The organism is Arenimonas malthae CC-JY-1 (assembly GCF_000747075.1).
Classification (GTDB): Bacteria; Pseudomonadota; Gammaproteobacteria; order Xanthomonadales; family Xanthomonadaceae; genus Arenimonas; species Arenimonas malthae.
Genome location: NZ_AVCH01000159.1, coordinates 1 through 18,077, shown reverse-complemented (window position 1 = coordinate 18,077; position 18,077 = coordinate 1). Strand labels below are relative to the sequence as shown.

Below are 18,077 nucleotides of genomic sequence, written 5' to 3'. Positions count from 1 at the left end.
TCAGCCGGCCCGGTCGATCAGCCACTGCGCCAGCAGGCCCACCGGGCGGCCGGTGGCCAGGCCCTTGCGGCCTTCGCCGTTGGAGACGCCGGCGATGTCCAGGTGCGCCCAGCGCTGGCCCTCGGTGAAACGCGAGAGGAAGCAGCCGGCGGTGATCGCGCCCGCGCCCTTGCCGCCGATGTTGTAGACGTCGGCGAAGGCGGATTCGAGCTGGGTCTGGTACTCGTCCCACAGCGGCAGGCGCCAGGCGCGGTCGAAGACGTTTTCGCCGGCCGACAGCAGTTCGCCGGCCAGGTCGTCGTGCTTGCTCATCAGGCCCGCGGCGAACTTGCCCAGCGCGATCACGCAGGCGCCGGTGAGCGTGGCCACGTCCACGATGGCCTGCGGCTCGAAGCGCTGGGTGTAGGTGAGCGCGTCGCACAGGATCAGGCGGCCCTCGGCGTCGGTGTTGCCGACCTCGATGGTCTTGCCCGACATCGAGGTGATGATGTCGCTGGGGCGGTAGGCGTCGGCGTCCGGCATGTTCTCCACCGCCGGCACCACCATCACCAGGTTCAGCGGCAGCTTCATCTTCGCGGTGGCGAGGAAGGCGCCGAACACGCTGGCGGCGCCGCACATGTCGAACTTCATCTCCTCGATGCCGCCCTGCACCTTGAGGTTGATGCCGCCGGTGTCGAAGGTGATGCCCTTGCCGACCAGCGCGTAGGGCTTGGCGTCGCCGGCGCCCTGGTAGCGCAGCACCACCAGGCGCGGCGGGTTGGCCGAGCCGCGGGCCACGGCCAGCAGCGAGCCCATGCCCAGCTTCTCCATGTCGGCGCGCTCGAGCACTTCCACGGTCACCGCCTCGTGTTCCTTGGCGATGCGGCGGGCGGTGTCGGCCAGGTAGCCGGGGTTGCAGATGTTCGGCGGCAGGTTGCCCAGTTCGCGCGCCAGCTCGACGCCGGCGGCGATCGACACGCCGCGGTCGAATTCGGCCTGCAGCGTGGCGTCGCCGGCGATGTCGAGCGCCTTCAGGCCGTCGTCGCCGTTGCTGACGGTGCGGGTGGCGGTGTAGGCGTAGGCGGCGTGGTCGGCGGCGACGATGGCCTGGCGCAGGGCCCAGCCCGCGTCGCGGCCGGCCACCGGCAGCTCCGGCAGGGTGAACAGGGCGCGGCGCACCGGGCCGGCCTTGAGCGCGCGCACCGCGTCGGCCACCACCTTCAGGTATTGCGGCACCGCGAACTTGGCGGCGTCGCCCAGGCCCACCACCAGCACGCGCGGCGCCTTCACGCCCGGCAGGTCGTGCAGCATGGCCGTGCGGCCGGTCTTGCCCGAGAGGTCGCCGCGCTTGGCCAGCGCCGCGATCCGGCCGCCCGACGCCTGGTCCAGCGCCTTCGCGGAGGCGGGCAGGCTGCCGTCGGCGTACAGGCCGACCACCACGCAATCGAGGTCGGCGGCGGTCGGGTCGGGGCGGTTCAGGCGAAACTCGAGGGTCATGGGCTTTGATTCCGTACAATCAGGACCTGCGATTCTAGCAAGCCCACCCCTCCCCAGCCCGGCAAGCCCACGAATGCTGTTGATCGAGCGATACCTGCTGCGCCAGTTCGCCCAGAGCGTCGCGGCCGTGGCCGTGGTGCTGCTGCTGGTGGGCCTGGGCGGCCTGCTGGTGGACCTGATGGGCGAGATCGCCAAGGGCAAGGTGCCGGCGGGCCTGCTGCTGTCGCAGCTGGGCCTGCGTTCGATCCAGGTGCTGCCCATCCTGCTGCCGCTGGCGCTGTTCATCGGCCTGCTGCTGGCGGTGGGGCGGCTCTACGGCGACAGCGAGATGGCCGTGCTTTCGTCGGTGGGCCGCGGCCCGCGCCAGCTGCTGCGGCCGCTGCTGTGGGTGACGCTGCCGGCGGCGGCCGTGGTGGCCTTCGCCTCGCTGTGGGCGGCGCCGGCCGGGGCGCGGCTGGCGCAGCGCATGGTCGAGGAGGCGAACCGCTCCTTCCTGGTCGCCGGCCTCGAGGCCGGGCGCTTCATCGAGTTGCCCGGCCGCGCCGGCATCCTTTACGTGGGCGAGATCAACACCGACGGCACCCGCTTCGGCAGGATGTTCGTGCAGACCGAACGCGAAGGCCGGCTGGACGTGATCACCGCGCGTGAAGGCGAACTCTTCCTCGAGGGCGAGGCGGACCGCTACCTGCGCCTGCGCGACGGTTTCCGGGTCGAGGGCGACCCGGCCCGGCGCGACTACCGCATGATGCGTTTCGCCGAGAACGAGCTGCAGGTGCCCGACGCGGAGCCCGACGTGGACCCGGCCAACCTCGAGTCCGCGCCCAGCGAGGCCCTGCTGGCGCTGCAAGAAGCGCCCGCCCGCGCGGAACTGCACTGGCGCCTGGCCACGCCGCTGATGGCGCTGGTGCTGGGCCTGCTGGCACTGCCGCTGGGCCGCGGGGAACCGCGGCAGGCGCGGTATGGCCGCGTGCTGGCGGCCCTGCTGATCTACATCAACGCCATGATCCTGCTGGTGCTGGGCAAGGGCTGGCTGGCCGCCGGCACGCTGCCGGCCTGGGCCGGCCTGTGGTGGCTGCTGGTGCCGCTGGCCCTGCTGGCCACCTGGCTGCTGTTCACCGACGGCCGCCTGCCGCGCCCGCGCAAGGTGGCCGCATGAGGCTGCGCCCCGGTACGCTCGACCTCTACCTTGCGCGCAGCGTGATGCTGGCCACGCTCGGCACCTGGGCGGTGCTGCTGGGCTTCGACCTCATCAGCGCGCTGGTGAACGAACTCGACGAAGTGGGCGAGGGCGGCTACACGCTCAGCCACGCGCTGCTGTTCACCATCTACACGCTGCCGCGGCGCGCCTACGAGGTGTTCCCGACGGTGGCGCTGATCGGCACGGTGCTGGGCCTCGGCGGGCTGTCGGCGCGCTCGGAGCTCACCGCCATGCGCGCGGTGGGCCTGTCGCGGCTGCGCGTGGGCCTGGGCGCGCTGATCGGCATCGGCCTGCTCACCGCGCTGATGGTGCTGAACGCGGAAACCGCGGCGCCCTTCGGCGAACAGAGCGCGCAGACGGTGGCCAACTCGGCCAAGTCGGGCGACGTGGTGATGGCGCGCGTGTCCGGCCTGTGGGCGCGCGAGGGCAACACCTTCCTGAACGCACGCGACGGCCAGCGCCGCGAACAGGACGGCGAGGCCTGGACCGAACTGCAGGGCGTGCGCCTGTTCGAGTTCGACGACGAAGGCCGGCTGCTGTCGCTGGCCGAGGCGCGCACCGCCGAACACCGCGGCGACGTGTGGACCCTGCGCGACCTGCGCCGCTCGCGCTTCGGCGAGCGTTCGGTGCAAACCGAGGAAGTGGCCGAGGAGCGTTGGGCCAGCGGCCTCGACGACCAGGCGCTGGCGGCGGCGGCCGCGCGCCCGCGTTACCTGAGCAGCGCCGAGCTGCGCCGCAACATGGACTACCTCGAGCGCAACGGCCTGGACAACAAGACCTTCGCCAACGCGTACTGGGCGCGCTGGTTCTACCCGGTGAACGTGGTGGTGCTGTGCCTGGCGGCGCTGCCGTTCGCGTTCGGCTCGCTGCGCTCCGGCGGCTTCGGCAAGCGCCTGTTCATCGCCATCGTCATCGGCATCGGCTACCTGCTGGCGCAGCGCCTGGTGGTGAGCCTGTCGGACGTGTACCGCTTCGACGCGCGCGTGGCCTACCTGCTGCCGCCGCTGGCGCTGCTGTCGGTGTGCTGGGGCTTGTTCGCCCGCCGCCGCGGCTAGCGGTCCAGGCGCACTAGCACGGTGCCGCTGGCCAGGTCGTGCCAGGCGCGGCGCTCGCGGTCCACCAGGGTCCACAGCAAACCCAGGCCGCCCGCGGCCAGCGACAGCGTGGCCACGGCGTAGCGGATGAGCAGCGCTTTCGTGCCGGCGGGCTGGCCGTCGGCGCGCAGCACCTTCAGGCGCCAGGGGCGCATGCCCAGCGTCTGCCCGCCGCGCCGCCACGACGCCACCGCGTACACGCCGGTGACGGCCCAGAGCAGCGCCAGTTCCCCCCACGAAGCCCAGCTGCCGGGCGGCACCGGCGTGCCGCCGCGCAGCAGCAGCACCAGGCCGCTGGCGGCGAACCACAGCGCCAGGGCAGGGAAGAAGTCGTAGGTCATCGCGAACAGGCGCCAGCCCAGGTGGGCCGGACGCGCGCGCAGGGCAGGGGCGTCGGACATCGCGACAGCATAGCCGGCGCCGGCGGCCGTCGCTAAGCTGCCGGCATGCCCGCCAGCCGTCCCGCCGACCGTCGCGCGCACGCCCAGTCCCTGCCGCCGGCCTCGCTGGCCGACGAGCGCGCCATCACCGGATTCCTCGACCGCGCCTGGGCCGAGGCCGGCCTGTCGCGGCTCACGCTCGACAGCTACCGGCGCGACCTCGAGGGCCTGGCGCGCTGGCTGGCGACGAAGGGCCGCGGCCTGGCCGACGTGGACCGCCAGCTGCTGTTCGACTACCTGGCCGAACGCACCGCCGCCGGCTACGCCGCGCGCAGCAACGCGCGCCTGCTGTCGGCCCTGCGCGCCTATTTCGGCCAGCAGGCGCGGCTGGGCCTGCGCAGCGAAGACCCCACCGCCCGGCTCGACCCGCCGAAACTGGGCCGTTCCCTGCCCAAGGCCCTGTCCGAAAACGAGGTCGAGGCCCTGCTGCAGGCCCCGGACACCGACAGCCCGGCCGGCCTGCGCGACCGCGCCATGGTGGAGCTGATGTACGCCACCGGCCTGCGCGTGAGCGAACTGGTGAACCTGCCCGCCACCGCGCTCAACCTGCGCCAGGGCGTGCTTCGGGTGATGGGCAAGGGCAGCAAGGAGCGGCTGGTGCCGCTGGGCGAGGAAGCCCAGCACTGGCTGCAGCGCTACCTGGACGAGGCCCGCCCCGTGCTGGCCGGCAGCCGGGTGGCGGCGCCGCTGTTCCTGGGCCGCGAGGCCGGCGCGCTCAGCCGCCAGCAGTTCTGGAACGTGGTCAAGCGCCTCGCCGTGTTGTCGGGCATCGACCCGGCGCGGGTCAGCCCGCACGGGCTGCGGCACAGCTTCGCCACCCACCTGCTCAACCACGGCGCCGACCTGCGCACGCTGCAGATGCTGCTCGGCCACAGCTCGCTCTCCACCACCCAGATCTACACGCTGGTGGCGCGCGAGGGCCTCAAGCGCCTGCACCAGCAGCACCACCCCAGGGCCTGAACCGGCCGCGGGGCCTGTGCGAGAATCCCTGAACTTTCCGCCCCGGCCGGGGTCGGACCCGCACAGCCCCCGAGGAACGCCCCACGATGATCCGCCGCTCCCTGCTCGCCCTGGCCCTGGTGGCCACCATGACCGCCTGCGCCGCCGAGCCCCAGGCCGCCGCCGCCCCGGCCAAGGCCGCCGCCGCGTCGCCCGCCGGCGACGCCGCCATCCGCGAGGCGCTGCTGGGCCTGGCCCCGGGCATGGAAATCGGCCAGATCGCCGATTCGCCGATCCCGGGCTTCCGCGAGGTCGCCATCGGCGCCCGCGTGGTCTACGTTTCCAACGACGGCAAGCGCCTGATCCAGGGCGCGCTGATCGACATCGCCAGCCGCGAGAACCTCACCCAGGCCAGCGAAGCCGGCCTGCGCCAGGGCCTGCTGGCCTCGGTGGGCGACGACAGCCGCATCACCTTCGCCGCCAAGCAGCCCAGGCACGAGATCACCGTCTTCACCGACATCGACTGCGGCTACTGCCGCCGCATGCACTCGGAGATCGCCGAGTACAACCGCCTCGGGATCACCGTGAACTACCTGTTCTACCCGCGCACGGGCCTGGGTTCGGAATCCTTCGACAAGGCCGTGTCGGTCTGGTGCGCCCCGGACCGCCGCCAGGCCATGACCGAGGCCAAGGCTGGCAAGGCCCTGCCCAAGGCCGACTGCACCAACCCGGTGACCCGCGACTACGACCTGGGCCGCCGCATCGGCCTGGACGGCACCCCGGCCATCTACGCCGCCGACGGCACCCAGCTCGGCGGCTACGTGGCCCCGGCCGAAATGCTGGCCCGCCTGGACGAAATCGCCGCCAAGCCGGCCCGCTGAGCCCCCCGGGCCGGGCCCCTGGCCCGGCCTTGGGCTACAATACGGCGCTCGATTCCCCTGGGATTACCGCGGACATGATCGTCCTCGAGGGCCTCCCGGCCCTGTCGCCGTTCCGGCGCGAACGCCTGCAAGCCCGCCTCCAGCAGATCGTCCCCGGCCTCCGGGTCGCCGGCGCCTGGTTCACCTACTTCATCGAACCCGCCGCGGGCCCCACGCCCGATACCGGCGCGCTCGGCCGCATCCTCGAAGGCTGCGTGGCCTTCGAGGCGCCCGAAGCCGGCGCCGAGTCGCGCTTCGTGGTGCCGCGCCTGGGCACGCTGTCGCCCTGGGCCAGCAAGGCCACCGAAATCCTGCAGGGCGCCGGCCTGGCGGTGAGGCGCGTCGAGCGCGGCACCCGCCTCGACCTGGTGGGCCTGCCGCCTGCCGGCGACCCGCGCTGGCCGAAGCTGGCCCGCGTGCTGCACGACCCCATGACCCAGTCGCTGCTGGCCAGCCGCGAAGACGCCGCCGCGCTGTTCGTGGCGCAGGCGCCCGGCCCGCTCGAGCGCATCCCGCTGGCCGGCCTGGAGGAAGCCAACGGCCGCCTCGGCCTGGCCCTGTCCGACGACGAAATCGACTACCTGCGCCAGCGTTACGCCGAGCTCGGCCGCGAGCCTTCCGACGCCGAACTGATGATGTTCGCGCAGGCCAATTCCGAACACTGCCGGCACAAGATCTTCAACGCCGACTGGACCATCGACGGCGAGGAGCAGCCGCTGTCGCTGTTCCGCATGATCAAGAACACCCACGCGCGCAGCCCGCAGCTCACGCTCAGCGCCTACAAGGACAACGCCGCGGTGGTCGAAGGCCACCCGGGCGCGCGCTTCCGCGCCGAGCCCGGCACTGGTGAATACGGCCACGGCGCGCCGGTGGATTCGGCCTTCTGCATCAAGGTGGAAACCCACAACCACCCGACCGCCATCTCGCCCTTCCCGGGCGCCGCCACCGGCGCCGGCGGCGAGATCCGCGACGAGGGCGCGACCGGCCGCGGCGGCAAGCCCAAGGCCGGCCTCACCGGATTCTCGGTCTCGCACCTGCGCATCCCCGGGCTGCCGCAGCCCTGGGAAACCGAGCGCCCGCTCAACCCGCGCATGGCCACCGCGCTGGAAATCATGACCGACGGCCCGATCGGCGCCGCCGCGTTCAACAATGAATTCGGCCGCCCCGCGCTGGCCGGCTATTTCCGCAGCTTCGAACTGCCCACCGACCAGCCGGGCGTGGTGCGCGCCTACGACAAGCCCATCATGCTGGCGGGCGGCCTGGGCGCCATCGACCGCAGCCAGGTGAAGAAGCTCGACCTGCGCCCCGGCGACGCCGTGGTGGTGCTGGGCGGCCCGGCCATGCTGATCGGCCTGGGCGGCGGCGCCGCGTCGTCGGTGGCCTCGGGCCAGAGCTCGGAAGACCTCGACTTCGCCTCGGTGCAGCGCGACAACCCCGAGATGCAGCGCCGCTGCCAGGAAGTGATCGACCGCTGCTTCGCCCAGGGCGAACGCAACCCCATCCTGACCGCGCACGACGTCGGCGCCGGCGGCCTGTCCAACGCCATCCCCGAGCTGCTGCACGACTCCAACGTCGGCGGCGTGATCGAGATGGCGAAGATCCCCAGCGACGACCCGTCGCTGAGCCCGATGCAGCTGTGGTCGAACGAGGCGCAGGAGCGTTACGTGCTCGGCGTCGCCGCCGACCGCGTGGCCGATTTCGAGGCCATCTGCCGCCGCGAGCGCGCCGTGTTCGCCGTGGTCGGCCACGCCACCGCGGAAGAGCGCCTGGTGCTGCGCGCGCCCGACGGCAGCACGCCCATCGACCTGCCCATGGACGTGCTGTTCGGCAAGTCGCCGAAGATGCACCGCGACACCCAGCGCGTCCCCGCGCCGCGCTGGCCGCGCCTGGACGCGTCGAAGCTCGACCTGCGCGAAGCCGGCCTGCGCGTCCTGGCGCACCCGACCGTGGCCTCGAAGAACTTCCTGGTCACCATCGGCGACCGCACCGTGGGCGGCCTGTGCTCGCGCGACCAGATGGTCGGCCCCTGGCAGCTGCCGCTGGCCGACGTCGCCATCACGCTCACCGACTTCAACGGCGTCGCCGGCGAAGCCATGGCCATGGGCGAACGCACCCCGCTGGCGCTCATCGACGCCGCCGCCTCGGCGCGCATGGCGGTGGGCGAAGCCATCACCAACCTGGCCGCCGCGCCGGTGGCCGCGCTGGAAGAAGTGAAGCTGTCGGCCAACTGGATGGCCGCGGCCTCGTTCCCGGGCGAGGACGCCGCGCTGTTCGACGCCGTGAAGGCCGTCGGCATGGAGCTGTGCCCGGAACTGGACCTGTCCATTCCCGTCGGCAAGGACTCGCTGTCCATGCAGGCGCAGTGGAACGCGCCGGAAGGCCCGCAGAAGGCGGTGTCGCCGGTGTCGCTGGTGGTCAGCGCCTTCGCCCGCGTCGCCGACGCGCGCAAGCAGCTGCTTCCGGTGCTCGACCGCGGCGCCGATTCCGAGCTGTGGCTGATCGGCCTCGGCGCCGGCCAGCGCCGCATGGGCGGTTCGATCCTGGCGCAGGTGCACGGCGCCTTCGGCGGCGCCTGCCCGGACCTGGACGAACCCGGCCGCCTGCGCGCCTTCTTCGACCTCATCCAGGCTGCGCGCGAGGCCGACCTGCTGCTGGCCTACCACGACCGTTCCGACGGCGGCGCCTTCGCGGCGCTGTGCGAAATGGCCTTCGCCGGCCACTGCGGCCTCGAGCTCAACCTCGAAGGCTGGGGCGAGGACGACGCCTTCGCGGCGCTGTTCAACGAGGAGCTCGGCGCGGTGGTGCAGATCGCCGCCGAAGACCGCGTCGCCTTCGCCGACCTGGTGAACCGCCACGACCTGACCCACTGCGCCCAGCGCATCGGCAAGCCCACCACGGCGCCGGTCGTGCGCGTGAGCGAAGGCCGCGAACTGCTGGCCGAATGGACCTGGCAGGAGCTGTTCGGCGCCTGGTGGTCGGTGACCCACGCCATCCAGGCCCTGCGCGACGACCCGGCCGGCGCCGACGGCGAGCGCGCGGCGCGCCTGGACTTCGCCGACCCCGGCCTGTCGCCCAAGCTCAGCTTCGATCCGGCCGAAGACATCGCCGCGCCCTACATCCACACCGGCGTGCGCCCGCGCGTGGCCGTGCTGCGCGAGCAGGGCGTCAATGGCCAGGTGGAAATGGCGGCGGCCTTCGACCGCGCCGGCTTCACCGCCGTGGACGTGCACATGTCCGACCTCGTCGAAGGCCGGCTGTCGCTCGACGGCTTCAAGGGCCTGGCCGCCTGCGGCGGCTTCAGCTACGGCGACGTGCTGGGCGCGGGCCGCGGCTGGGCCACGTCCATCCTGGAACGCCCGGCGCTGCGCGAGCAGTTCGCGCGTTTCTTCGAGCGCGCCGACAGTTTCAGCCTGGGCGTCTGCAACGGCTGCCAGATGCTGGCCCAGCTCAAGTCGCTGGTGCCCGGCGCCGAACACTGGCCCACCTTCCACCGCAACCGCAGCGAGCAGTACGAAGCCCGCCTGGCGCTGGTGGAAGTGCAGGAATCCCCCTCCATCCTGCTCTCGGGCATGGCCGGTTCGCGCCTGCCGGTGGTGGTGGCGCACGGCGAAGGCTTCGCCCGCTTCCAGCAGCCGGCGCACCAGGCCCAGGCCGCGGTGGCGCTGCGTTTCGTGGACAACACCGGCGCCGTCACCGAGGCTTACCCGGCCAATCCCAATGGCTCCCCGGCCGGCATCACCGGCCTGACCAGCCGCGACGGCCGCGCCACGCTGATGATGCCGCACCCCGAGCGCGTGTTCCGCACGCTGCAGATGAGCTGGCATCCGGCCGGCTGGGGCGAGGATTCGCCCTGGATGCGCCTGTTCCGCAACGCCCGCGCCTGGGTCGGCTGACACCCGCCGCCATCCAGACCTGCTAAATTCCGGGCTCCCGTCCAAGGAGCCCGGCGTGGCAGCGGCCCTGCAAGAAAATCCCGGTTCCGACGACCTGCGCATCGCCGCGGCGCTGTCCGCGCGCGGCCGCCTGAAGGACACCGACCTGGCGCGCGCCCAGCGCCTGCACGCCGAGGCCGGCGGTTCGCTGGCGGCGCTGCTGGTGCGCCTGGGCATGGTGTCCGAGCGCGACATGGCCGAGGCCGCGTCCGAAGTGCTGGGCCTGCCGCTGCTGGCCGCCAAGGACTGCCCCGACGCGCCGCCGCCCGGCGTGCAGCTGTCGCTGCGTTTCCTCAAGCAGCAGTCGGTGTGCCCGGTGGGCGAGGGCGAAGGCCACGTCGACCTGCTCGTCGCCGACCCGCAGGACCCGTACGCCGCCGAAGCCGTGGCCCTGGCCACCGGCCGCGCCGTGCGGGTGAAGGTGGGCCTGCGCGCCGAGATCGCCGACCTGATCGAGCGCTATTACGGCTCGGGCCGTTCGGCCATGGGCGCCATCGTCGAAAACCTGGGCGACGACTCGGCCGGCGACGAGGCCGACGTCGAGCAGCTGCGCGACCTGGCCAGCGAAGCGCCGGTGATCCGCCTGGTGAACCTGGTCATCCAGCGCGCGGTCGAGCTGCGCGCCTCCGACATCCACATCGAACCCTTCGAGAACCGCCTGAAGGTGCGCTACCGCGTCGACGGCGTGCTCGAGGAAGCGGAATCGCCGCCGGCCAACCTCACCGCCGCGGTCATCTCGCGCATCAAGATCATGGCCAAGCTCAACATCGCCGAGCGTCGGCTGCCGCAGGACGGCCGCATCATGGTGCGCGTGCAGGGCAAGGAGCTCGACCTGCGCGTCAGCACCGTGCCCACCGCGCACGGCGAAAGCGTGGTGATGCGCCTGCTCGACCGTGAGTCCGTGGTGCTCGACTTCAAGGCGCTGGGCTTCACCGACGAATTCCTGGCCGACTTCATCAAGGTGCTCGAGCAGCCGCACGGCATCCTGCTGGTCACCGGCCCCACCGGTTCGGGCAAGACCACCACGCTGTACGCGGCGCTGAGCACGCTCAACACGCCCGACGTGAAGATCATCACGGTCGAGGACCCGGTCGAGTACCAGATCGAGGGCATCAACCAGATCCAGGCCAAGCCGCAGATCGGCCTGGACTTCGCCCACGCCCTGCGCTCCATCGTGCGCCAGGACCCGGACATCATCATGATCGGCGAGATGCGCGACCTGGAAACCTCGCGCATCGCCATCCAGTCGGCGCTCACCGGCCACCTGGTGCTCAGCACCCTGCACACCAACAACGCCGCCGGCGGCATCACCCGCATGCTCGACATGGGCGTCGAGGACTACCTGCTCACCTCCACGGTGAACGGCATCCTGGCCCAGCGCCTGGTGCGCCGCATCGAGCCCACGCACGCCGAGAAGTACGAGGCGCTGCCCGAGGTGATCGAGGAATTCGGCCTGCGCCGCTTCCAGCCGGAAGGCCCGATCTACCTCTACCGCCCGAAACCCTCGGCGCTCACGCCCACCGGCTACCTGGGCCGAACCACCATCATGGAATTCCTGGTGATGGACGACAGCCTGCGCCGCCTGGTGATGCAGCACGCCGGCATGGGCGAGCTGGAAGAGGCCGCCCGCGCCCGCGGCATGCGCACCATGTACGAAGACGGCCTGCTCAAGGCCATGCAGGGCCTGACCACCATCGAGGAAGTCCTGCGCGTCACGCAGGAAGCCTGAGCCGATGCCGCTGTTCCGCTACAAGGCCCTGTCCGCCACCGGCGAGCCGCTCGACGGCCAGATGGAAGCCGCCAGCGCCGACGAGGTGGTGGTGCGCCTGCAGGACCAGGGCCACCTGCCGGTGGAAGCGCGCCGCGCCGATGCCGGCGGCGGCGAAGGTTTCGCCGGCCTGCTCCGGCGCAAGGAGTTCGGCGACGAGCAGGTGCTGCAGTTCACCCAGCAGCTGGCCACGCTGCTGGGCGCCGGCCAGCCGCTGGACCGCGCGCTCGGCATCCTGCTCGAACTGCCCGATTCGCTGCAGGCGCGCCGCGTCATCGAACGCGTGCGCGAGGCCGTGCGCGGTGGCGCGCCGCTGTCCACCGCGCTCGAGCAGCAGCACGGCCTGTTCTCGCGCCTGTACGTGAACCTGGTCCGCGCCGGCGAGGCCGGCGGCAACGTGCACGAGGCGCTGCGGCGCCTGGCCGACTACCTCGAGCGCAGCGCCAGGCTGCGCGGCCGCGTCATCAATGCGCTGATCTACCCGGTCATTCTGTGCGTGATGGTGGTGGCCTCGGTGGGTTTCCTGATGGCGGTGGTGGTGCCGCAGTTCCAGGTGCTGTTCGAAAGCCTCAACGCCGAACTGCCCTGGTACTCGCAGCTCGTGCTCGACCTGAGCCTGTTCGTGCGGGCCTGGTGGTGGGCGCTGCTGCTGGCCGCCGTGCTGGCGGGGCTGTGGCTGGCCTCGCGCCTGCGCCAGCCCGAAGCGCGGCGCGCGCTCGACGCCCGCCTGCTGCGCCTGCGCTACGTCGGCGACCTGGTGGCCCGGCTCGACACCGCGCGCCTGGCGCGCACGCTCGGCACCCTGGTGCGCAACGGCGTGCCGCTGCTGAGCGCCATCCACCTCTCGCGCCCGGTGCTGGGCAACCGCGTGCTGGCCGAGGCCGTGGAGGCCGCCGCCGAGGAAGTGAAGACCGGCAGCGGCCTGGGCTACGCGCTGGGCCGCCAGAAGGTGTTCCCGCGCCTGGCCGTGCAGATGGTGCAGGTGGGCGAGGAATCCGGCGAACTCGATACCATGCTGCTGAAGGTGGCCGACACCTTCGACCAGGAAACCGCCAACGCGCTCGACCGCCTGATGGCGGCGCTGGTGCCGGCGCTGACGGTGCTGATGACCGCGGTGATCGCGGTGATCATCCTGTCGGTGCTGCTGCCGATCTACGACCTCACCAACTCCATAGGCTGACCCATGCGTCGAATCCCTGCTTCCCCCCGCCGCGCGCGCGGCATGAGCCTTGTCGAAATCATCATCGTGATCGTGCTGATCGGCGGCGTGCTGGCCCTGGTTACCAGTCGCGTGCTGGGCGGCCGCGACCGCGCCAACGTGGGCCTCACCAACACCCAGCTGATCACGCTGGCCGGCAAGGTGGACCAGTTCCAGATGGACACCGGCCGCCTGCCCGATTCGCTGGAGCAACTGGTCACCTCCACCGGCCAGCCGAACTGGCTGGGCCCCTACGCCAAGGCCGAGGAGCTCAAGGATCCCTGGGGCAACCCCATCCAGTTCCGCCGCCCCGGCACCAGCGGCCCCTACGAGCTGGTGAGCCTGGGCGCCGACGGCCAGGCCGGCGGCGAAAGCGTCAACGCGGACATCCGCAAGCCCTGACCGGGCAGGCGCCGCCGCCATGAACCGCGCGCGCGGCCTGTCGCTGCTGGAGCTGGTGGTGGTGGTGGCCCTGGTGGCCACGCTGGCCGGCATCGGCGCCATGGTCATCGGCCGCGCCATGCCCGGCCAGCAGCTGCGTTACGCCGCGCGCGAAGTGGCCGGCGAACTGCGCTTCACCCGCGCCCAGGCGCTGGCCACCGGCCGCGAGCAGGTGTTCCGCCTGGACGTGCAGGCGCGGCAATGGAACTCCGCCGGCAAGCGCAGCGGCGAACTGCCGGCGGAAGTCGAAATCATCGCCACCACGGCGCGCGAGGAGCAGCCCGCGCGCACCGAAGCCGTGGTGCGCTTCTTCCCCGAGGGCGCGTCCACCGGTGGACGCATCGTGCTCAGGCGCGGCGACGCCGCCTGGCGCGTGGACGTGGCCTGGCTCACCGGCGAAGTCACGCTCACCCGCGGCGAGGGCCGGCCATGAGGCGGCAGCGCGGTTTCAGCCTGATCGAGGTGATCGTGGCCTTCGCGCTGCTGGCGGTGTCGATGGGCATCCTGGTCGCCATCCTCGGCGGCGGCCTCGCCCAGGTACGGCAGGCGGGTGACGCCAGCGAGGCCACCCTGCACGCGCAGTCGCTGCTGTCCGAAGTGGGCGTGCTGGCGCCGGTCGAACCCGGCCGGTCGCAGGGCGAATTCGCCGATGGCCGCTATCGCTGGACGCTGGAGATCACCGAAGTCGAAGACCCGGTGCCACGGGCCGCGCCGGTGGAAGGCGCCGCGCCCATCGAAACCGTGGGCCTGCAACAGGCCGGTGCGCCGGTGCTCTACCGCCTGCAGCTGGACGTGGGCTGGGGCGAAGGCGACTACGCGCGCCGGCTGCGTTTCGCCAGCCTGCGCGCGCGTTACCCGGAAAGCCCGCTGGAGGCGCTGCCGTGAGCCGTGCCCGTGGCTTCAGCCTGATCGAAGTGATGATGGCCACCGTGCTGCTGGCCGCAGGCCTGGCGCTGGCCTTCACCGCGCTGCGCAACACCACCCGCGCCACCGGGGCCGCCGAGGCGGAATCGCGCCGGGCGGAGCAACTGCGTGCGGCCCAGGGTTTCCTGCGCCGGCAGCTCGAGGGCGCGCTGGCGATGCCGGTGGAAACCCCGCGCGCCGGCGAGGAGCTGGTGGTGTTCCAGGCCGAACCCGACTTGCTGCGTTTCGTCGCTCCCATGCCGGGTTACCTCTCGCGCGGCGGCCCCTACGTGCAGACCTTCCGCATCCGCCGGGGCGCCGGTGGCCTGCGCATCGAATTCGAACACCAGCTGCTGACGCCGGAAGGCCCGGTGGAATCCGAGCGCGAGCCGGAGGTGCTGCTCGACGGCCTGGCCGAGGCGGCGTTTTCAGTGCGCACGCTCGGCGACGACGGCGAGCCGACGGAGTGGCTGGGCCAGTGGGACCAGCCCGGGCAGGTGCCGCGGCTGGTGCGGCTGCAGGCACGTTTCGCGGAGCCGCGGGCGCGTTGGCCCGAGCTGGTGGTGGCGCCGCGCCTGGGGCTGTCGCCGGTGGCCACGCCGGGTGCGATTCCCGTGGGCGGGCCGCAGGACGTGGAATCGCCGGGGGAGGAGCGCTGATGCGCGCGAACCGCGGCGCCGCGCTGCTGCTGGTGCTCTGGCTGCTGCTGCTGATGGCGGGGCTGGTGGCGGTGTTCGCCTTCAGCGCCCGCATCGAGGCGATGCAGGGCGGTGCGCTGCGCACCCAGGCGCTGGGCCGGCTGGCCGCGGAATCCGGCATCGAGGTGGCGGCGATGCGCCTGAACCAGCCCGACCCGGCCAACCGCTGGCTGCCCGACGGCCGCCCCTACGGTTTCGAATTCGAGGGCCAGCGCATCGAGCTGCGCATCGTCGACGAAAGCGCCAAGGTCGACCTCAACGCCGCCGACGTGGCGCTGCTGGCCAACCTGATGCGCGCGCTGGGCATCGAAGACACCCGCGCCCGCCAGCTGGCCGCCGTGATCCAGGACTGGCGCGACCCCGACGACCTGCTGTCGATGGAAGGCGGCGCCGAGGACCGCGACTACGCCGCCGCGCGGCGCGAACACGGCGCGAAGGACGCGCCCTTCACCACGATTTCCGAACTGCAGCAGCTGCTGGGCATGGACGAGGCCACCTACCGCCTGCTGGTGCCGCACGTGACCATCCACGCCGGCCAGCCGCGGCCCCGCCCGGATTTCGCGCAGGCGCCGGTGCTGCTGGCCCTGGGCCTGGCGCCCGACCAGGTGGCGCAGCTCTTGGCGGCCCGCGAAGCCTGGCAGCCGGGCCTGCCGCTGCCGGTGCTGCCCGGTGGCGACACCCTCGCCGTGGTCGGGTCCGGCACGTATAGTGTGGCCAGCCGCGCCGTCCGCCCGGATGGCCAGCAGGTCGAGGTCACCGCCACCCTGCGCATGGGCGCGGCGGCCGGCTTCGGCCAGCTCTACGCACCGCTGGCCTGGCGGGTAGGGGAACCCGACTGATGCCCGCTGTCGACCAACTCGCCACATCGCTCGAAACGCTCCGGCTGCGCCTGGCGCGCACGCCGTTGCCGGGCTGGGGCCGCTCCATGGCCGACGCGGCGCTGTCGCTGCTGCCGCCGCCATGGCGGCGGCTGTTCCGCGGCGAAGCCCGCCGCCTGTTCCTGGCCCGCGGCGACCAGGCGCTCTCGTTCACTGCTTCCGATGCCAACGGCGACCAGCCGCTGGGCGAGGTGCCGCTGGGCGACGCCGAGCTGCTGGCCGAATTGCACGCGCGCCTCGCGGCGTCCTCCGTGCCGGCCTGGCTGCTGCTGCCCGCCGCCGCCGTGCTGCGCCGCCGCCTGCCGCTGCCCGCCGCCGCCGAGCCGCGCCTGCGCGACGTGCTGGCGCATGAACTCGACCGCCAGACGCCCTTCAGCGCCGACCAGGTGAGCTTCCAGGGTCGGGTGGTTTCGCGCGACGCCGCCAGCCAGCAGATCCAGGCCGAACTGCTGGTGCTGCCGCGCGCGCGGCTCGAGGCCGAGATGCAGGCGCTGGGCCCGCTGGCCGCGCTGCTCGAGGGCGTGGACGTGGTGGAAGCCGACGGCCGCCGCCTCGGCCTGAACCTGCTGCCCGCCGCGCGCCGCGAAACCCGCCGCGACCCCGTGCGCCGCCTCAACGCCCTCCTGGCCGCGGTGGCCGCCGTGGCCTTGCTGGGCACGCTGGCGCTCACCCTGCACAACCGCGCCAGCGCGCTCGAGGCGCTGCGGGCCGACGTCGAAGCCGCCACCGCCGAAGCCCGCCAGGCACGCCTGGCGCGCAACCAGCTGCAGGCGAAGGTGCAGGCCGCGAACTTCCTGGCCAGCACCCGCGCCAGCCGCCCGACCATGCTCGAGCTGCTCGACGACCTGACCCGCCGCATCCCCGACGACACCGCCATCGACAAGCTCACCGTCAACGACGGCAAGCTGGTGCTGGTGGGCCAGAGCCGCGCGGCGCCCGCGCTGGTGGGCCTGCTGCAGGATTCGCCGCTGCTGGCCGAACCGGCGCTGTCGGGCGCCGTGCAGGCCGACCCGCGCAGCGGCCGCGACCGCTTCACGCTTGCCGCCACCGTGCGCGGCCAGGCCCCGGAGGGCGCCAATGACACCGGCCGCTGACCGCGCCCGCTGGCTGCTGGCCGGCGCCGCGCTGCTGGCGCTGGCGTACTTCCTGCTGCTGCACTGGTGGTGGACCGCCCCCATGCTGGCCATGGGCGACGAGATCGCGAAGCTGCGCGACGAACACCTGGCCCTGCGCATGGAGATCGCCCAGCGCCCGGCGCTGGAGCGCGAACTGGCGCGGGTGCGGGAATTCGAGGCCGGCAACGCCGGCTTCCTGCCCGAGACCAATCGCCAGCTCGCCACCGCGGCGCTGGTGCAGCGCCTGGAATCGGTGGTGGGCGCGGCCAGCCCGCAGCCGGGCCGCTGCCAGATCACCGCGCGCACGCCGTCCGACGCCCGCACCGACGAACCCTTCGTGCGCGCCAGCGTGCAGGTGCGCCTGCGCTGCGGCATGGCCGAGCTGGGCGCGGTGCTGCACGCGCTTGAAAGCGGCAGCCCGCAGCTGTTCGTGGACAACGTCGACCTGCTGGCGCGCCGCAGTTACCTGGGCACCGGCCAGGAAGACGGCGCGCTCGACGCCAGCTTCGACCTCTACGGCTACCTGCTGGCCACCCCGGAGGCGCCGCGTGATTGACCAACTGCGCCCCGCCGGCGCGCTGCTCGCGGCGCTCGCGGCTTGGTCGGTCGGCCTGCTGCTGCTGGCCCTCGCCGGCCTGGGCGCGCGCTTCGCGCCGCATCCCGACAACCCCGCCGTGGCGCCGCCGATGCCGCGCGTGGAGCTGGCGGAAGTCGGCTCGCGCCTGGGTCCGCCTTCCGATTACGCCGAGGTCGGCAACCGCCCGCTGCTCAACGCCGACCGGCGCCCCGCCGCGGTGTCCGCCGCCGGCGACACGGAGGCGCCGCTGGACTGGGTGCTCAGCGGCGTGCTGCTGGCCGGCGATTTCAAGGCCGCGCTGCTGCAATCGCCCGACGGCAGCCGTAGCCAGCGCGTGCGCGCCGGCGAGCTGGTGGAAGGCACGGCCTGGCGCCTGGTGGCGCTGGAACCGCGCCGTGCCAGCTTCGAAGGCCCGCAGGGCCGCCGCGACCTCGACCTGCGCGTTTTCGACGGCCGCGGCGAAGCCAAGCCCTCCGCGGCGCCGGCGTCCGCGCCGCGCG

The 18,077-nt window shown here is 72.8% G+C and carries 16 protein-coding genes and 1 pseudogene; 15 read left to right on the top strand and 2 right to left on the bottom strand.

The features are described 5' to 3' along the window. A complete protein-coding gene (locus tag N790_RS08340) occupies positions 1-1,476 on the bottom strand; it encodes a leucyl aminopeptidase (protein WP_043803137.1) in 1,476 nt (491 codons plus the stop codon). A 73-nt stretch (positions 1,477-1,549) separates the two neighbouring features. Here N790_RS08340 and lptF point away from each other — a divergent pair, with 73 nt between their 5' ends. Both lptF and lptG read left to right on the top strand, forming a co-directional pair. Further along, complete coding sequence (gene lptF / locus N790_RS08335) at positions 1,550-2,632, top strand: LPS export ABC transporter permease LptF (RefSeq protein ID WP_043803133.1); 1,083 nt, start codon at positions 1,550-1,552, stop codon at positions 2,630-2,632. Continuing rightward, entirely contained in the window at positions 2,629-3,729 is a 1,101-nt protein-coding gene (lptG, locus tag N790_RS08330; RefSeq protein ID WP_043803130.1) for an LPS export ABC transporter permease LptG, read from the top strand. The genes lptF and lptG overlap by 4 nt, the downstream gene beginning before the upstream one ends. Here the strand turns inward: lptG and N790_RS08325 are convergent. Continuing rightward, the gene (locus N790_RS08325) at positions 3,726-4,169 is read right to left on the bottom strand and encodes an RDD family protein (protein ID WP_043803129.1); all 444 of its coding nucleotides are present in this window, start codon (positions 4,167-4,169) and stop codon (positions 3,726-3,728) included. The genes lptG and N790_RS08325 overlap by 4 nt on opposite strands. Positions 4,170-4,214: 45 nt before the next feature. Between N790_RS08325 and xerD the strand changes: the two genes are divergently transcribed. From xerD to N790_RS08260, 13 genes and pseudogenes are all read left to right on the top strand, one after another. Further along, the gene (gene xerD, locus N790_RS08320) at positions 4,215-5,168 is read left to right on the top strand and encodes a site-specific tyrosine recombinase XerD (RefSeq protein ID WP_043803123.1); all 954 of its coding nucleotides are present in this window, start codon (positions 4,215-4,217) and stop codon (positions 5,166-5,168) included. An 86-nt stretch (positions 5,169-5,254) separates the two neighbouring features. Continuing rightward, entirely contained in the window at positions 5,255-6,028 is a 774-nt protein-coding gene (locus tag N790_RS08315; RefSeq protein ID WP_043803121.1) for a thioredoxin fold domain-containing protein, read from the top strand. A 74-nt stretch (positions 6,029-6,102) separates the two neighbouring features. Continuing rightward, positions 6,103-9,960 (top strand): phosphoribosylformylglycinamidine synthase, encoded by a 3,858-nt coding sequence (gene purL, locus N790_RS08310; protein WP_043803118.1) that lies wholly within the window; start codon positions 6,103-6,105, stop codon positions 9,958-9,960. A 55-nt stretch (positions 9,961-10,015) separates the two neighbouring features. Further along, on the top strand, positions 10,016-11,728 hold the full coding sequence (gene gspE / locus N790_RS08305) for a type II secretion system ATPase GspE (protein WP_043803117.1): 1,713 nt from the start codon (positions 10,016-10,018) through the stop codon (positions 11,726-11,728). A 4-nt stretch (positions 11,729-11,732) separates the two neighbouring features. Beyond that, on the top strand, positions 11,733-12,947 hold the full coding sequence (locus N790_RS08300; protein ID WP_043803115.1) for a type II secretion system F family protein: 1,215 nt from the start codon (positions 11,733-11,735) through the stop codon (positions 12,945-12,947). Between the two features lie 3 nt (positions 12,948-12,950). Beyond that, positions 12,951-13,367 (top strand): type II secretion system major pseudopilin GspG, encoded by a 417-nt coding sequence (gspG, locus tag N790_RS08295; RefSeq protein ID WP_043803112.1) that lies wholly within the window; start codon positions 12,951-12,953, stop codon positions 13,365-13,367. Between the two features lie 19 nt (positions 13,368-13,386). Beyond that, the gene (xpsH, locus tag N790_RS08290; protein ID WP_043803111.1) at positions 13,387-13,839 is read left to right on the top strand and encodes a type II secretion system protein XpsH; all 453 of its coding nucleotides are present in this window, start codon (positions 13,387-13,389) and stop codon (positions 13,837-13,839) included. Continuing rightward, positions 13,836-14,291 (top strand): type IV pilus modification PilV family protein, encoded by a 456-nt coding sequence (locus N790_RS08285; protein WP_043803109.1) that lies wholly within the window; start codon positions 13,836-13,838, stop codon positions 14,289-14,291. The genes xpsH and N790_RS08285 overlap by 4 nt, the downstream gene beginning before the upstream one ends. After that, a complete protein-coding gene (locus tag N790_RS08280) occupies positions 14,288-14,968 on the top strand; it encodes a prepilin-type N-terminal cleavage/methylation domain-containing protein (RefSeq protein WP_052385807.1) in 681 nt (226 codons plus the stop codon). The genes N790_RS08285 and N790_RS08280 overlap by 4 nt, the downstream gene beginning before the upstream one ends. Further along, positions 14,968-15,846: a type II secretion system minor pseudopilin gene (locus N790_RS08275; protein ID WP_043803107.1), complete on the top strand. Its 879-nt coding sequence runs from the start codon at positions 14,968-14,970 to the stop codon at positions 15,844-15,846. The genes N790_RS08280 and N790_RS08275 overlap by 1 nt, the downstream gene beginning before the upstream one ends. Next, positions 15,846-16,979 (top strand): PilN domain-containing protein, encoded by a 1,134-nt coding sequence (locus N790_RS08270; protein WP_043803102.1) that lies wholly within the window; start codon positions 15,846-15,848, stop codon positions 16,977-16,979. Before N790_RS08275 ends, N790_RS08270 begins: the two co-directional genes overlap by 1 nt. Next, the gene (gspM, locus tag N790_RS08265) at positions 16,963-17,556 is read left to right on the top strand and encodes a type II secretion system protein GspM (RefSeq protein WP_043803100.1); all 594 of its coding nucleotides are present in this window, start codon (positions 16,963-16,965) and stop codon (positions 17,554-17,556) included. Before N790_RS08270 ends, gspM begins: the two co-directional genes overlap by 17 nt. Continuing rightward, positions 17,549-18,077, top strand: a pseudogene (locus N790_RS08260) (type II secretion system protein XpsN); the annotation flags it as partial. The gene gspM and the pseudogene N790_RS08260, both read left to right, overlap by 8 nt.

Excerpts from the sequence above, each read along its gene's own strand:
- N790_RS08325 (WP_043803129.1), bottom strand. The coding sequence starts at position 4,169 with ATGTCCGACGCCCCTGCCCTGCGCGCGCGTCCGGCCCACCTGGGCTGG.
- lptG (WP_043803130.1), top strand. The coding sequence starts at position 2,629 with ATGAGGCTGCGCCCCGGTACGCTCGACCTCTACCTTGCGCGCAGCGTG.
- N790_RS08315 (WP_043803121.1), top strand. The coding sequence starts at position 5,255 with ATGATCCGCCGCTCCCTGCTCGCCCTGGCCCTGGTGGCCACCATGACC.
- N790_RS08270 (WP_043803102.1), top strand. The coding sequence starts at position 15,846 with ATGCCCGCTGTCGACCAACTCGCCACATCGCTCGAAACGCTCCGGCTG.
- lptF (WP_043803133.1), top strand. The coding sequence starts at position 1,550 with ATGCTGTTGATCGAGCGATACCTGCTGCGCCAGTTCGCCCAGAGCGTC.
- purL (WP_043803118.1), top strand. The coding sequence starts at position 6,103 with ATGATCGTCCTCGAGGGCCTCCCGGCCCTGTCGCCGTTCCGGCGCGAA.
- N790_RS08285 (WP_043803109.1), top strand. The coding sequence starts at position 13,836 with ATGAGGCGGCAGCGCGGTTTCAGCCTGATCGAGGTGATCGTGGCCTTC.
- N790_RS08300 (WP_043803115.1), top strand. The coding sequence starts at position 11,733 with ATGCCGCTGTTCCGCTACAAGGCCCTGTCCGCCACCGGCGAGCCGCTC.
- xerD (WP_043803123.1), top strand. The coding sequence starts at position 4,215 with ATGCCCGCCAGCCGTCCCGCCGACCGTCGCGCGCACGCCCAGTCCCTG.
- N790_RS08275 (WP_043803107.1), top strand. The coding sequence starts at position 14,968 with ATGCGCGCGAACCGCGGCGCCGCGCTGCTGCTGGTGCTCTGGCTGCTG.
- N790_RS08340 (WP_043803137.1), bottom strand. The coding sequence starts at position 1,476 with ATGACCCTCGAGTTTCGCCTGAACCGCCCCGACCCGACCGCCGCCGAC.
- gspM (WP_043803100.1), top strand. The coding sequence starts at position 16,963 with ATGACACCGGCCGCTGACCGCGCCCGCTGGCTGCTGGCCGGCGCCGCG.
- xpsH (WP_043803111.1), top strand. The coding sequence starts at position 13,387 with ATGAACCGCGCGCGCGGCCTGTCGCTGCTGGAGCTGGTGGTGGTGGTG.
- gspG (WP_043803112.1), top strand. The coding sequence starts at position 12,951 with ATGCGTCGAATCCCTGCTTCCCCCCGCCGCGCGCGCGGCATGAGCCTT.